The following is a 14,969-nucleotide window of genomic DNA, read 5'->3' as shown; positions in this document are numbered from 1 at the left end:
GGGCGGTTATAAGGCGGTGCGCAGCGCGAACAGCTCGGGGAACAGCACCACGTCGAGCATCTTGCGCAGGTAGCTGACGCCGGCCGTGCCGCCGGTGCCGGTCTTGAAGCCGATGATGCGCTCGACCGTGGTGACGTGGCGGAAGCGCCAGAAGCGGAACGCCGTCTCCAGGTCGACCAGCTTTTCGGCCAGCTCGTACAGCGCCCAATGCTTCGATGGGTCGCGGTAGACCTCCAGCCACGCGTTCTGCACCGATTCGTCGGCGGCCGTCGGCAGGGTCCAGTCGGCATTGAGCCGTTCGGCCGCGATCGGCAGACCGTTGCGGGCCAGTAGCTTGACCGCTTCGTCGTACACCGAGGGGGCGCGCAGGGCCTTGTCGAGAACCGCGAAGGCGTCCGGCGCGGTGGTGTGGACGTTCAGCAGCGCGGCGTTCTTGTTGCCGAGGATGAACTCGATCTCGCGGTACTGATACGACTGGAAGCCGGACGAAGCACCCAGATACGGGCGGATCGCCGTGTATTCGGGCGGCGTCATCGTCGCCAGCACGTCCCAGGCGTGCACCAGCTGGTCCATGATGCGGGCCACCCGCGCCAGCATCTTGAAGGCCGGCGCCAGGTCGTTCGATTGCAGATGCGCGCGCACGGCGTGCATTTCGTGCAGCATCAGCTTCATCCACAGTTCGCTGGTCTGGTGCTGGACGATGAACAGCATCTCGTTGTGGTTGGGCGACAGCGGGTGCTGGGCGTTGAGGATCTGGTTCAGGCCCAGATAGTCGCCGTAGCTCATCGAATTGCTGAAGTCCATCTGGGCGCCGTGCCATTCGGCGTCGCCGGCGCTGTCTGGGCTGGCGTGCATCGGGCAGCCACCGGCCGCCGGTTTTTGTTCGGTCATGATGATCCCGTCAGGTGACAGCGTCGCGCTTGGCGTCGACGTCGTAGTCTTTGCGGTCGAGGATGTCGCGCAGGATCTCGACCGCGTCCCATACTTCGGTATAGCTGGTGTACAGCGGCGTGAAGCCGAAGCGCATGATGGCCGGTTCGCGGTAGTCGCCGATGACGCCGCGCGCGATCAGCGCCGACATCACCGCGTAGCCGTGCGGGTGCGTAAAGCTGACCTGGCTGCCCCGGCGCGCGTGCTGGCGCGGCGTGACCAGCCCCAGCGGGTGGTCGGCGCAGCGCTGCTCCACCAATTCGATGAACAGGTCGGTGAGCGCCAGCGATTTGTCGCGGATCGCCGCCATCGACGTTTGTTCGAACACCTCCAGTCCGGTCTCGACCATCGCCAGCGACACCACCGGCTGCGTGCCGCACAGCGCGCGGCCGATGCCGTCGGCCGGTGCGAAGTCCGGCGCCATGGCGAACGGCGCGGCGTGGCCCCACCAGCCCGACAGCGGCTGCGTGAAGCGGGCCTGGTGCCGGCGCGGCACCCAGATGAAGGCCGGGGCGCCGGGGCCGCCGTTCAGGTATTTATAGGTGCAGCCGACGGCCAGGTCGGCGCCGTCGCCGTTCAGGTCGAGCGGCACCGCGCCGGCCGAGTGCGCCAGGTCCCAGACGATCAGGGCGCCGGCCGTGTGGGCGAGGGCGCTGGCGGCGCGCATGTCGTGCTGGTAGCCGGTGCGGTAGTTCACATGGGTCAGCATGACGACGGCGGTGTCGGCGCCGATGGCGGCCGGCAGCTCCTCCACCGAGTCGACCAGCTTGACGGTGTAGCCGCGGTCGAGCCAGCTGCTCAGTCCCTGGGCCATATAGATGTCTGTGGGGAAGTTGGAGCGTTCGGTGACGATTACGCGCCGGCTCGCGGAGGCCGGCTCGCCGGCCTGCATGTGCAGCGCGGCGGCCAGCGCCTTGAACAGGTTGAGCGAGGTGGTGTCGGTGACGGCGACCTCGTCCGGGCCACCGCCGATCAGCGGCGCCAGCCGGTTGCCCAGCCTTTTAGGCAGGTCGAACCAGCCGGCGGTATTCCAACTGCGGATCAGATCGTGTCCCCATTCCTGCGCGATGACGTGCTGGGCGCGGGCGAGGGCGGCCTTCGGCCGGGCGCCCAAGGAGTTGCCATCGAGATATATCACGCCGGCCGGCAGATCGAAGCGTTCGCGCAGCGGGGCAAGCGGATCTTGCGCGTCGCGTTGCAGGCAGTCATTGCGAGTTGTCATTACGTCACTTTCCTGTGAGTCGGTTGATGCTTTAGGCTTAAACAAGTTGCCTGATACGCCAGTGTAACAGGAAAAACCGCCGGTTTTGCTGAGCGGACGGCGTTTGCCGGCATCCCGCCATGCCCCGCAAACCCGCATGGATGCTGGCTTTGCGGGCGATTCCAAAATTATTTTCAATCTTTTTTAAAAAAATTCAAAAAAACCCTAAAGTTCCGCAGAGCGCTGCCGTTACCAGATTCATGAAGCGCGTAAAAGTCAGTAAAACGAGCTTCAGCTTGCAAAGATGTAGTCGAAAATAATTTAAAATTTTTCTGTGGAAACCCTAAAGTTCCCGGAAAAGCTGCCGTAACCGGGTTAGATGTAGCAAAAAAGAGTCGCCATACGAACATTTTTTTCGTGTCATGACAGGACTTTTTTGAAGATCTCACGCCATAAAATTTCCACGCCGCAAGGGCGTAGAGCCTCGATCCCAGTGTGTTTGTCAGACAAACACCGACGGGTCGCGTTCGCTATTGCCTGACGCAAAATACGGAAGGCCTCCTCTACTCGTATTTTTGTTGCTCCCGCAGAATGTATCTCACTGGAAACGCAATTGTGTTCCGCAGTGAAACAAATACTGGGAGATGGAAATGACCGCAAACGATATGATGGCTGAAATTCGCGACGCTAACCTGAGCTACCTGATGCTCGCGCAGCAGATGATCCGTGCCGACAAAGTCACCGCGATCTTCCGTCTTGGCATCGCCACCGAAATCGCCGACCTGATCGAAGGCATGAGCAACGCTCAAATCCTCAAGCTGGCAGGCGGCAACATGATGCTGGCCCGCTTCCGCTTCGACGACGGCGCCATCCTGTCGATGCTGACCAGCCATAATAAAGACCGTTCCCTGGCGCAGTCGCACGCCGCCATCCTGATGGCCGGCCAGGCTGTCGAAGAAATCGCTTAAGCCACTTGTAACGCGGCGTACCGAACGCCACCGCATCGCAAAGCGCATTACCATCATATAGACAGCCGGGAGCAGGGATCATGACCAAGAAAAGCGTAGTGTCTGAAGCACAAGAAATTCAGCTTGCGATTGAACTGATCCAGCTGGGCGCGCGCCTGCAACTGCTGGAAACCGAAGTGTCGCTGTCGCGCGAGCGCCTGCTCAAGCTCTATAAAGAGCTGCGCGGCGTGTCGCCACCGAAGGGCATGCTGCCTTTCTCGACCGATTGGTTCCTGACCTGGCAACCGAACATTCATTCCTCGCTGTTCATCAACATCCATAAATTCCTGGTCGACCACGCCGGCGCCACCGGCATCGAAGCGGTCATGAAGGCCTACAAGCTGTACCTCGAACAAATGCCGCCGGAAGCGGGCGAAGAGCCGCTGCTGTCGCTGACCCGCGCCTGGACCCTGGTGCGCTTTTTCGGCAGCAGAATGCTGGAACTGGCCCCTTGCGGCAAATGCCAGGGTAAATACGTGGTCAACTGCATGGACTTGAACGGCAGCTATGTCTGCGGCCTGTGCCACATGCCTTCGCGCGCCGGCAAGACCAAGAAGTCCCGCGACGCCGACGCCCTGGCCGCGTGACCCGCCACATTCCCCAATCGTCCTACCTTCAACGCATCGTCCGCGCGCCCGCCGTGCGGGCCTTGCTGATCCAATGCGGCGCCGCGCCGCTCAGCCTCGGCCTGGTGTACCTGCTGGCCACGTTTCACTTCCCCGTCGATTACCTGACCGTCGCCGTCGTGCACGGCCTGGTCGCCGCCGCCATCACGTGGCTGGCGGGGCTGGCCGTCTGGTGGCGCGCGATCGAATTCTTTTTCCCGCTGGCGGTGTTGGCGGCCTTGTCGCTGCGGCTGCCGCCGTGGCTGTTCCTGGCGGTCTTCCTTGTGCTGCTGGGCCTGTACTGGTCGACCTTCCGCACGCAGGTTCCTTATTACCCGTCGCACCCGGCCGTGTGGGATGCGGTGCGCCAGCAGTTGCCGCCGCCACGCAGGGTTGGAGACGACAGTGGCCGGCCGCTGCGCGTGATCGACATCGGCAGCGGACTGGGCGGGTTGGTGATGTACCTTGCGCGTGCGCGGCCGGATATCGAGTGCGTCGGCATCGAGCTGGCGCCGCTGCCCTGGTTATATAGCAAGGTGCGCGCGGCAATGACCGGCAGCCGCGCGCGCTTTCTGTTCGGCGATTACGAGCGCCTCGATTTCGGTCAGTTCGATCTGGTGTTCGCCTATCTGTCGCCGGCCGCGATGGGCGGTTTATGGCGCAAGGCGGAGGCCGAAATGTGTCCTGATGCCATACTTATAAGCTATGAATTTGCAATCGACGCGCGAGCGCCGGATCAGACCATTCTTGCCACAGACGACAACGCCGCGCTCTATAAATGGTACTTTTAAGCATCATTTGGCGTTAATCACTTGCTCGGCCACCCCCGGACACGTTATTGTAGTTCTACACGTAAATTTATTGAAATCGGGCCGGCGTTAGTTGACATTTAGGCCTTGTTTCACTATGGGGAGTCAGGTCACTTGTTAGTCATAATTGGATATGTGGTGGTGCTGCTCGGCGTCTTCGGCGGCTACGCGATGGGCGGCGGGCACCTGGCCGCGCTGTTCCAGCCGCTCGAGCTGGTGATGATCGGCGGCGGCGCGGTCGGGGCGTTCATTGTCGGTAACAACGGCAAGACCCTCAAGTCCACCTTGGCCGCGCTGCCCACCCTGTTCAAGGGCTCGCGCTACACCAAAGACTTATATATGGAGCTGATGTCGCTGCTGTTCGACGTCCTCTCCAAGGTCCGCAAGGAAGGCTTGATGTCGATCGAAGGCGACATCGACAGCCCGGAGCAAAGCCCGCTGTTCAGCAAGTATCCGAGCGTGCTGGAAGACCATCACGTCGTCGAATTCATCACCGATTACCTGCGCCTGATGGTGTCGGGGAATATGGACGCGTTCCAGATCGAGAACCTGATGGACAACGAGATCGAGACCCACCACCACGAGGGCGCCGCGCCCGGCCACGCGATCGCCCGGCTGGGCGACGGCATGCCGGCGTTCGGCATCGTGGCGGCGGTGATGGGCGTGGTCCACACGATGGAAAACGTCGGCCTGCCGCCGGCCGAGCTGGGCATCCTGATCGCCCACGCGCTGGTCGGCACCTTCCTCGGTATTTTGCTGGCGTATGGTTTCGTCGGTCCGCTGGCCAGCCTGCTCGAGCAGAAACTGGAAGAGTCGACCAAGATGTACCAGTGCGTCAAGGTCACCCTGCTGGCCAGCCTGAACGGCTACGCGCCGGCGCTGGCCGTCGAGTTCGGCCGCAAGGTGCTGTACTCGACCGAGCGTCCGACCTTCGGCGAGCTGGAAGACCACATCAAGAAATCGAAGTCGAAGTAAGCCCGGGATGAAACGCGCTACTGGAATCATGTTGGACTCTGTGAGGAATCGTCATGGCTGAAGAAGGCTTACGGCCAATTATCGTCAAGCGCATCAAGAAACACGGCGGTGGCCACCACGGCGGCGCGTGGAAGATCGCGTATGCCGACTTCGTGACCGCGATGATGGCGTTCTTCCTGCTGATGTGGCTGCTCGGGTCGACCTCCAAGGGCGACTTGAAAGGCATTTCGGACTACTTCAAGACGCCGCTGAAGGTGGCCATGCAGGGCGGCTCGGGCAGCGGCGACAGCTCGTCGGTGATCCCCGGCGGCGGCAAGGATTTGACCCGCAAGGACGGCCAGGTCGCCGCCAGCAGCGATCCGAGCGCGCAGAAAAAGGTCAACATCAACGCCGCGCGCGCCGCCGTCGAGGCCGAGGATGCGCAGCGCCTGAAGTCGCTGAAGGACAAGATCGAGACCGCCATCGAAACCAATCCGGTGCTGGTCAAGTATAAGAACCAGTTGCTGCTCGATATCACGACCGAGGGCTTGCGGATCCAGATCGTCGACGAGCAGAACCGTCCGATGTTCGCGCTGGCCAAGGCCGATTTGCAGTCGTACACGAAAGAGATTTTGCACGAGATCGGGTTTGTGCTGAACGATGTGCCGAACCGCATCGGGCTGTCGGGCCACACCGATTCGACGCCGTACATGAGCGAGACCGGCTACAGCAACTGGGAATTGTCGGCCGACCGCGCCAACGCCTCGCGGCGCGAACTGATCGTCGGCGGCATGGCCGACGCCAAGGTGCTGCGGGTGGTGGGGCTGGCCTCGGCCGCCAATCTGGACAAGGCCGATCCGTTCAATCCGATCAACCGCCGCATCAGCATCCTGGTGATGAACAAGCGGACGGAAGAGAGCGTGATCCGCGACGGCGGCCGCCAGATCGAGGTCGGCGCCGAGGAGGAAGCGGCCGGGGCGGCCGCGGCGGTGCCGGCGGCCGCGGCGCCGAGCGGGCCGCCGGTCCGCAAATAAGTGTTGAAAAGATAGTGAAGCACGGCGTAAAGCGCGCAGCGCAGAGTAGAACATAGAGAATTTTATGACGAGAAAAAAAATCCTTGGGTCGCATGTAAAACGCCTGCTGTCGGGCGTGTCTGACCACGGGCGCAAGCATTTAACCGAGGTCGAGACCGATTTGCTCCAGACCCGGCTGCTGCTGGAGGAGGCCATCGAGAAGCTGTCGTTCAACTTCATGGCCATCCATCAGACGGTGGAGGCCGAGCAGGCCACGATCCAGCTGCTGCTCGACGGCGGCATCGCCTCGCCCGAGCAGCGCGCGCAGCTGCAGGCGCTGCAGGGCCAGGTGGGCGGCTACGTCAACGCCGCCATCACCAGCCTGCAATTCCAGGACATGACGAGCCAGCTGATCGACCGCACGCTCAAGCGCGTCACCGGCCTGCGCGAGTTCCTCGGCACCCTGGGCGCGCACGGCGCCGAGATGCTGCCCGAGAGCGACAACGAGGAAATCGTCGCCCTATTGGGCAAGGTCAGCATGGCGCTGGCGATACAGAGTTTGGAACTGCGCAGCGTGTTGCGCAAGGCAGTAAGTCAGCAACACCTCGAGAGCGGCGACATCGAATTGTTTTAAGGGTCGGGCAGACCCCCGCTGAACACCGATTGTTTTAAAAAAAATTGGACGCGAGCGTCCAGCATTGATAAGAGTGAGAACCAAGATGGCCAAGACAATACTTGCAGTTGATGATTCCAGTTCCCTGCGCCAGATGGTGGCGTTCAGCCTGAAAGCCGCCGGTTACCTGGTGGTGGAAGCGGTGGACGGCCAGGACGGCCTGGAAAAAGCCAAGCTGCAAAGCGTCGACCTGGTGCTGACCGACCAGAACATGCCGCGCATGGACGGCCTGCAGCTGATCGCGCTGCTGCGCGAGCTGCCGACCTACGCCAAGACCCCGATCCTGATGCTGACCACCGAGTCGTCCGACGAGATGAAGGCCAAGGGCCGCGCGGCCGGCGCCAACGGCTGGCTGGTCAAACCGTTCGATCCGCAGCGCCTCATCGAGGTAGTGAAGAAGGTCATCGGCTGATAAGGCGCGAGCAATGAGCGAACTTTACGGAGTATCACCATGACCATCGACATAAGCCAGTTTTTCCAGGTCTTCTTCGATGAGGCCGAGGAACTGCTGGCTGAAATGGAGCGGCTGCTGCTGGCCGTGGACATCGCCGCCCCCGATGCCGAGGATCTGAACGCGATCTTCCGCACCGCGCATTCCGTCAAGGGCGGCGCCTCCACGTTCGGCGTGACCGACATGACGGAGGTCACGCACATCCTCGAGACCCTGCTCGACCGCATCCGCAAGGGCGAGATGGCGCTGACGTCCGAGCACGTCGACGCCTTCCTGGCCGCCAAGGACATCCTCAAGATGCAGCTCGACGGCCATCGCCTCGGCAGCACCGTCGACCAGGACGCCGTCGGCGACGTGCGCATGATGCTGCAGTCGCTGACCCAGGACGTGCCGGTGGTGGCGCTGTCGCCGGTGGCGCCGGCGTTCAACGCGACCGAAGCGAAGGTGGTCGACCACAGCGGCGGACGCCGCTACCGGCTCGAGCTGCCCGTGATGGTGCACCGCGAGGTGACCGCGCTCGGCGCCGAGCTGGGATTGATGGGCCACGTGTCCATCACGCCGCTCGACAAGGACCGCAACGCGATGGTCGTGACCACGCACGAGAGCCTCGACGACATCATCGCCATCTGCTCGTTCGTGCTCAATCCGGACGACATGGTGGTGACCGAATTGCCGGCGCTGAGCGACAAGCAGGCACGCATGGAAAACGCCGAGCGTTCCAAGGTCGAGAGCGACCTCGGTTACGGCTTCTTCGACGAAACCGAATTGCATCCGCCGATGGCCGGTGGCGGCCAGGGCTACGGCTTCTTCCAGCCGCTCGACGAGATCCGCGCCAACGCCAAGGAGGGCAACGACGACGCCAACGGCTACGGCTTCTTCCAGCCGGTCGAGCAGATCCGCGCCGCCGCCGGCATCGTGATCGAGGCGCCGCCGACGCCGGCCGTGGTCGAGGAACAGGAAAAGAAGGCCGCCAAGGAGAAGGGCGCGTCGGCCGGCGCCGAATCGTCGTCGATCCGCGTGTCGATCGAAAAGGTCGACCAGCTGATCAACCTGGTGGGCGAGCTGGTGATCACGCAGGCGATGATCGAACAGCGCGTCGACACGCTCGATCCGATGGCGCACGAGCGTTTGCTCAACAGCGTCAGCCAGCTGACCCGCAACACCCGCGATCTGCAGGAAGCGGTGATGTCGATCCGCATGATGCCGATGGACTTCGTGTTCTCGCGCTTCCCGCGCATGGTGCGCGACCTGGCCGCCAAGCTGGGCAAGAAGGTCGACTTCATCACCAACGGCGCCGCGACGGAACTGGACAAGGGCCTGATCGAGCGCATCGTCGATCCGTTGACGCACCTGGTGCGCAATTCGATCGACCACGGCATCGAGATGCCGGACGTGCGCCGCGCCGCCGGCAAAAGCGAGTCGGGCCGGCTGTTCCTGTCGGCCTCCCACCAGGGCGGCAACATCATCATCGAGGTGTCGGACGATGGCGGCGGCTTGAACCGCGAGCGCATCCTGGCCAAGGCCGAACAAAACGGCCTGCCGGTCAGCGACACGATGAGCGACGCCGAAGTCTGGCAGCTGATCTTCGCGCCCGGCTTCTCGACCGCCGAAACGGTGACCGACGTCTCCGGCCGCGGCGTCGGCATGGATGTCGTCAAGCGCAACATCACCGCCATGGGCGGCGTGGTCGACATCCGCTCGGCCAAGGGTTTCGGCACCACGATTTCGATTTCGCTGCCGCTGACTTTGGCGATCCTCGACGGAATGTCGATCCGGGTCGGCGAGGAGGTCTACATCCTGCCGCTGGGCTTTGTCATCGAGTCGCTGCAGCCGGTGGCCGACGACGTCAAGGAAATCAGCGGCAAGGGCCGCGTCATCAAGGTGCGCGGCGAGTACCTGCCGCTGGTGCCTTTGTACCAGATGTTCGACATCACGCCGCGCTTCACCGATCCGACCCAGGGCATCGTGGTCATCATCGAGACGGACGGCCGCAAGGCGGGCCTGTTCATCGACGACCTGGTCGGCCAGCAGCAGGTGGTGGTCAAAAACCTGGAATCGAATTACCGCAAGGTGGCCGGCATTTCCGGGGCCACCATCCTGGGCGACGGCGGCGTGTCGCTGATATTGGATGTCGCCGCATTGATACGCTCGTCGCGCCAGCTGTCCGACGAACAGATTTTCTCCTGACCCGAACCACGCAACATAGATAGGAAACCATCATGGCAGACGTACTAACCACAGGCGCAAACGAGATCGCCGGCCACGAATACCTGGCGTTCACGCTGGGCTCCGAGGAATACGGCATCGACATCCTCAAGGTGCAGGAGATCCGCGGCTACGAAGTGGTCACCCGCATCGCCAACGCGCCCGAGTTCATCAAGGGCGTGATCAACCTGCGCGGCATCATCATCCCGGTGGTGGACATGCGCATCAAGTTCAACCTGGGCGAGCCGGTGTACGACCAGTTCACCGTCGTCATCATTTTGAACATCAGCGGCCGCATCGTCGGCATGGTGGTCGATTCGGTGTCCGACGTGACCACCCTGACGCCGGAGCAGGTCAAACCGGCGCCGGAAATGGGCACCGCCTTCAGCTCCGACTACATGATCGGCCTCGGCACGATCGACGAACGCATGCTGATCCTGGTGAACATCGACAAACTGATGTCGAGCGCCGAGATGGGCTTGATGGAACAACTGGCGGCCTAAAACTTGCCCCCGAAGCGGCCAGTAGCCGGCCGCGGAAGCGCCCCACAGAGGGCGTGCCAAACGACTATAACGATCATCGGCCTGGTAGTACCGTTCCGGCGACATACGCACAGATAGCATAGGGGAGAAACAAAATGAATTTACGCGATTTCACCATCGGTACACGGCTGCGCATCGGCTTCGGCGGCATTTTGCTGATCCTGGTGGCGATGGTCCTGATGACCAACTACCTCAACTTCAGCAACAAGAGCAAGCTGACCACGGGCCTGGAGCTGAGCACCGCCAAGAACCTGCAGGCGGCGGCGATGAAAAGCTCGATGCTGGAAACCGGCATCGCCATGCGCAATATCGGCCTGCAATCGGACGTGAGCCTGATGCAGAAGGAAGAGCAGAAGGTCAAGGACCAACGCGCGCGCTACGACAAGGCGGTCGCCGACCTCAAGGCGCTGGGCCTGAACGACGACGAGAAAAAGGTGCTGGGCGAGATCTCCAAGCTCGACGCCGACACCGACAGCGCCTTCAAGGAGGCGATCGGACAAGTGCTGGCGTTTAACAGCGAAGGTGCGGCCAAGGTCATTTCCGGCCGCATCGATCCGCTTAACCAGCAAACGCTGACGCAGATTAACAAACTGGTCGACATGCAGCAGGCCGACGCCGCGCATGTGATGGAAGGTTCCGTCACCGCGGACCGTTCGCTGATGTTCGTGCTGTTCGGCCTGGGCGCGGTGGCCGTGGCCCTGGGCGTGGTCTTCGCGGTGGTGATCACCCGTTCCATCGTGGTGCCGCTGTCGGGCGCGGTGGCGGTGGCCCAGCGCGTGGCCTCGGGCGAGCTGACCTCCGACGTGCGGGTCGAGGGCAAGGATGAAACGAGCGAATTGCTGCAGGCGCTGCGGGACATGAACGACAGCCTGGCCAAGACGGTGGGCGAGGTGCGCAGCGGTACCGAACTGATTACGACGGCGTCGCACGAAATCGCCGCCGGCAACGCCGACCTGTCGTCGCGCACCGAGTCGCAAGCGAGCTCGCTGGAGGAGACCGCGTCGTCGATGGAAGAATTGACGTCGACCGTCAAGCAGAACGCCGACAACGCCCGCCAGGCCAACCAACTTGCGGTGACCGCGTCGTCGGTGGCGGAGAAGGGCGGCAGCGTGGTGTCGCAGGTGGTCGAAACCATGGGCTCGATCAAGGCCAGTTCCAGCAAGATCGTCGACATCATCGGCGTGATCGACGGCATCGCCTTCCAGACCAACATCCTGGCGCTGAACGCGGCCGTGGAAGCGGCGCGCGCCGGCGAGCAGGGTCGCGGCTTCGCGGTGGTGGCGTCGGAAGTGCGCAACCTGGCGCAGCGCTCGGCCGGTGCGGCCAAGGAGATCAAGGAATTGATCGGCGATTCGGTCGACAAGGTCGATGCCGGCAGCCGCCTGGTCGACGAGGCCGGGCAGACCATGGACCTGATCGTGACGTCGATCCGCCAGGTGGCCGACATCATGGGCGAGATCACCGCCGCCACGCAGGAGCAGAGCAACGGCATCGAGGAAGTCAACCAGGCCATCACCCAGATGGACGAGATGACGCAGCAAAACGCCGCGCTGGTCGAAGAGTCGGCCGCCGCCGCCGAGAGCATGCAGGAGCAGGCCGAGTTGCTGGCGAAGGCGGTCAGCGTGTTCAAGCTGGCCGACGATGTCGGCCTGCGCCGGCCGGCCGCCGCCATCGCCGCGCCGCCGGCGGTCAAGCGCGCCGCGCCCAAGCCGGTTGCCGCGCCAACCGCAGCGGCGGTAGCGGCGCCGGCCAAGGCCAAGCCCAAGACGCCGTCGGCGCCGAAGAAACTGACCACTTCGCAGACCAGCGGCGACGAGTGGGAAGAGTTTTAAATCTTAGTTTTAAAGACAGCATCAGCGCAGTAAACCAAGGAATACCCCATGCCGCATACTAAAGACACCGTCAAAGAGTTCGATTTCAACGCCAAGGATTTCGAACGTGTTCGCGGCCTCATCTACAAACGCGCCGGCATCTCGCTGGCCGACAGCAAGCAGGAAATGGTCTACAGCCGTCTGGCGCGGCGGCTGCGCGCCACCGGCATCGCCTCGTTCGCCAAATACCTCGACGACCTCGAGGCGGGCAGGCTGGGCGAGGAGTGGGAGTCGTTCACCAACGCGCTGACCACCAACCTGACATCGTTCTTCCGCGAGGCGCACCACTTCCCGCTGCTGGCCGAGCATGTCAAGAACAAGCGCGAGCCGATCACCATCTGGTGCTCGGCCGCTTCCACCGGCGAGGAGCCGTACTCCATCGCGATGACTGTGTGCGAGGCGTTCAACACGCTGACGCCGAACTGCCACATCATCGCCACCGACATCGACACCAACGTGCTGGCCCACGCCGAAAACGGCGTCTACACCATGGACCGGCTCGACAAGATGTCGCCGGAACGCTCGCGCCGCTTTTTCCTTAAAGGCAAGGGCGACCGCGAAGGCATGGCGCGCGTGCGCCCCGAACTGCGCAATATGATCACGTTCAAGCCGCTCAACCTGCTGGCCGACGGCTGGCCGATCAGCGGTCAGTTCGACGTCATCTTTTGCCGCAACGTCATGATTTATTTCGACAAGCCGACCCAGCGCAAGATCCTGTCGCGCTTTGTCCCATTGATGAAGCCGGACGCCTTGCTCTTCGCGGGCCATTCGGAGAATTTCCTCTACGTGTCCGAGTCGCTCAAACTACGCGGCAAGACGGTGTACGAGTTGGACGATCAACACCGCGGCGCCGCTCCGAAAAGCGGCGCGACCAACACGAGATAACACATGGACTTAGAACAATTTGCCACGAACGTGTATTTCGACCGCACGTTCGATTGTGAAGCCGCCAAGATATTGCCCGGCGAGTATTACTTTACCAACAAGGATATGCTGATCGTCACCGTGCTCGGCTCGTGCGTGTCGGCCTGCATCCGCGACCGGGTCACCGGCCTGGGCGGCATGAACCACTTCATGCTGCCCGACGGCGGCGGCGACGGCAGCCCGGTCTCGGCCTCGGCGCGCTACGGCACCTACGCGATGGAGATTTTGATCAACGACCTGCTCAAGGCCGGCGCCAAGCGCGAGAACATGGAAGCGAAAGTGTTCGGCGGCGGCGCCGTGCTCAAGGGCTTCACGGCGATCAATGTCGGCGAGCGCAACGCGGCCTTCGTGCTGAGCTTCCTCAAGACCGAGAAGATCCGCGTGGTGGCCGAGGACTTGAACGACATCCATCCGCGCAAGGTGTACTTCTTCCCGCGCACCGGCAAGGTGCTGGTCAAGAAGCTGATGCAAACCCATAACGACACCCTGGCCAAGCGCGAGATCGAATACGCCAGCCGCCTCAAGAAGGCGCCGGTCGGCGGCGAGATCGATCTGTTTTGATAGTCACCGCAGTAGATAGAGGGCCAGGCCCGGAAAGTAGTATTTTATGAAGATCAAAGTCCTCATCGTCGACGACTCCGCGCTGATCCGCAGTGTCATGACCGAGATCATCAACAGCCAGGCCGACATGGAAGTGGTGGGCGTGGCGCCCGATCCGCTGGTCGCGCGCGAATTGATCAAGCAGACCAATCCCGACGTGCTCACGCTGGACGTCGAGATGCCGAAGATGGACGGCCTCGATTTCCTGGAGAAATTGATGCGTTTGCGCCCGATGCCGGTGGTGATGGTATCCTCGCTGACCGAGCGGGGCTCGGAAATCACGATGCGCGCGCTGGAGCTGGGCGCGGTCGATTTCGTCACCAAACCGAAAATCTCGATCCAGGCGGGCATGCGCGAGTACACCGACCTCATCACCGACAAGATCCGCGCCGCCGCCAAGGCCCGCGTGCGCGCGCGCGTGCTGCCCCAGCCCGGCGCCGAGGGCCAGGCGCCCTTGCCGCAGCTGCGCAACCCGCTGACGTCGTCGGAAAAACTGATCATCATCGGCGCCTCCACCGGCGGCACCGAGGCGATCCGCGAATTCCTGATGCAGATGCCGTCGGACTGCCCCGGCATCCTGATCGCGCAGCACATGCCCGAGGGCTTCACCCGCTCGTTCGCCAAGCGCCTCGACAGCCTGTGCAAGATCTCGGTGCAGGAGGCGGCCGGCAACGAGCGGGTGCTGCCGGGCCACGCCTACATCGCGCCGGGCCACTCGCACCTGTACCTGACCCGCAGCGGCGCCAACTACATGACCCGCATCGACCAGGCCGATCCGGTCAACCGCCACCGGCCGTCGGTCGACGTGCTGTTCCGTTCGGCGGCGCAGGCGGCCGGCAAGAACGCGGTCGGCGTGATCCTGACCGGCATGGGCAAGGACGGCGCGGCCGGCATGCTGGAGATGCGCACCGCCGGGGCGTATAATTTCGCCCAGGACGAGGCCAGTTGCGTGGTGTTTGGCATGCCGCGCGAGGCGATCGCCGTGGGGGCCGCCCACGAGATCGGCGCGCTGCAGGCGCTGCCGGGCATGGTGCTGGGCCACTTGGCCGCGCATGGCGCGCGCGCCTTGCGGGTGTAATTGACAAGAACCGGCGCTAAATGTGTCGCCGGTGACGTATTACTGCTACTTTGTTCGCCTTAGAGCAACGAAAATGCTATCCTACAACTTGATGGAAATTGTAGGC

General features: G+C 62.8%; 15 protein-coding genes. 13 read left to right on the top strand and 2 right to left on the bottom strand.

Features of this window, described 5'->3' with window-relative positions; translation table 11 throughout:
* Positions 1-6 precede the first annotated feature (6 nt).
* Positions 7-891, bottom strand: a complete 885-nt coding sequence (gene kynA / locus AC0IYS_RS21160) for a tryptophan 2,3-dioxygenase (protein WP_471707030.1) — start codon at positions 889-891, stop codon at positions 7-9.
* A 10-nt stretch (positions 892-901) separates the two neighbouring features.
* Positions 902-2,152: a kynureninase gene (gene kynU, locus AC0IYS_RS21155; RefSeq protein ID WP_471707029.1), complete on the bottom strand. Its 1,251-nt coding sequence runs from the start codon at positions 2,150-2,152 to the stop codon at positions 902-904.
* A gap of 629 nt (positions 2,153-2,781) precedes the next feature.
* On the opposite strand from kynU, the gene flhD reads away from it, so the two are divergent.
* The 13 genes from flhD (at position 2,782) to AC0IYS_RS21090 (ending at position 14,863) form a co-directional block, all read left to right on the top strand.
* Entirely contained in the window at positions 2,782-3,099 is a 318-nt protein-coding gene (gene flhD, locus AC0IYS_RS21150) for a flagellar transcriptional regulator FlhD (protein ID WP_090315207.1), read from the top strand.
* A gap of 80 nt (positions 3,100-3,179) precedes the next feature.
* A complete protein-coding gene (gene flhC / locus AC0IYS_RS21145) occupies positions 3,180-3,725 on the top strand; it encodes a flagellar transcriptional regulator FlhC (protein ID WP_471707028.1) in 546 nt (181 codons plus the stop codon).
* A 62-nt stretch (positions 3,726-3,787) separates the two neighbouring features.
* Entirely contained in the window at positions 3,788-4,534 is a 747-nt protein-coding gene (locus AC0IYS_RS21140; protein WP_471708913.1) for an SAM-dependent methyltransferase, read from the top strand.
* 132 nt (positions 4,535-4,666) lie between these two features.
* On the top strand, positions 4,667-5,527 hold the full coding sequence (gene motA, locus AC0IYS_RS21135; RefSeq protein ID WP_471707027.1) for a flagellar motor stator protein MotA: 861 nt from the start codon (positions 4,667-4,669) through the stop codon (positions 5,525-5,527).
* Between the two features lie 53 nt (positions 5,528-5,580).
* Positions 5,581-6,540 carry a flagellar motor protein MotB gene (gene motB / locus AC0IYS_RS21130; protein ID WP_471707026.1) on the top strand — a complete coding sequence of 320 codons (960 nt, stop codon included), beginning with the start codon at positions 5,581-5,583 and terminating at the stop codon, positions 6,538-6,540.
* A gap of 64 nt (positions 6,541-6,604) precedes the next feature.
* Positions 6,605-7,153 (top strand): chemotaxis protein, encoded by a 549-nt coding sequence (locus tag AC0IYS_RS21125; RefSeq protein ID WP_471707025.1) that lies wholly within the window; start codon positions 6,605-6,607, stop codon positions 7,151-7,153.
* 85 nt (positions 7,154-7,238) lie between these two features.
* Positions 7,239-7,604 carry a response regulator gene (locus tag AC0IYS_RS21120; protein ID WP_090314352.1) on the top strand — a complete coding sequence of 122 codons (366 nt, stop codon included), beginning with the start codon at positions 7,239-7,241 and terminating at the stop codon, positions 7,602-7,604.
* A 39-nt stretch (positions 7,605-7,643) separates the two neighbouring features.
* Positions 7,644-9,830 (top strand): chemotaxis protein CheA, encoded by a 2,187-nt coding sequence (gene cheA, locus AC0IYS_RS21115; protein WP_471707024.1) that lies wholly within the window; start codon positions 7,644-7,646, stop codon positions 9,828-9,830.
* Between the two features lie 32 nt (positions 9,831-9,862).
* A complete protein-coding gene (locus AC0IYS_RS21110) occupies positions 9,863-10,351 on the top strand; it encodes a chemotaxis protein CheW (RefSeq protein ID WP_315214975.1) in 489 nt (162 codons plus the stop codon).
* Positions 10,352-10,485: 134 nt separating this feature from the next.
* On the top strand, positions 10,486-12,222 hold the full coding sequence (locus tag AC0IYS_RS21105) for a methyl-accepting chemotaxis protein (protein ID WP_471707023.1): 1,737 nt from the start codon (positions 10,486-10,488) through the stop codon (positions 12,220-12,222).
* A 48-nt stretch (positions 12,223-12,270) separates the two neighbouring features.
* Positions 12,271-13,146, top strand: coding sequence for a CheR family methyltransferase (locus AC0IYS_RS21100; RefSeq protein ID WP_471707022.1), 876 nt, complete (start codon positions 12,271-12,273; stop codon positions 13,144-13,146).
* Between the two features lie 3 nt (positions 13,147-13,149).
* Entirely contained in the window at positions 13,150-13,746 is a 597-nt protein-coding gene (cheD, locus tag AC0IYS_RS21095; protein ID WP_090314347.1) for a chemoreceptor glutamine deamidase CheD, read from the top strand.
* A 46-nt stretch (positions 13,747-13,792) separates the two neighbouring features.
* Positions 13,793-14,863 carry a protein-glutamate methylesterase/protein-glutamine glutaminase gene (locus tag AC0IYS_RS21090; protein WP_471707021.1) on the top strand — a complete coding sequence of 357 codons (1,071 nt, stop codon included), beginning with the start codon at positions 13,793-13,795 and terminating at the stop codon, positions 14,861-14,863.
* Positions 14,864-14,969 lie beyond the last annotated feature (106 nt).

The sequence above is a fragment of the Duganella sp. AC237 genome, assembly GCF_979254035.1.
The sequence above is the reverse complement of the archived record's forward strand: the minus strand, read 5'-3'. Positions and strand labels throughout refer to the sequence as shown.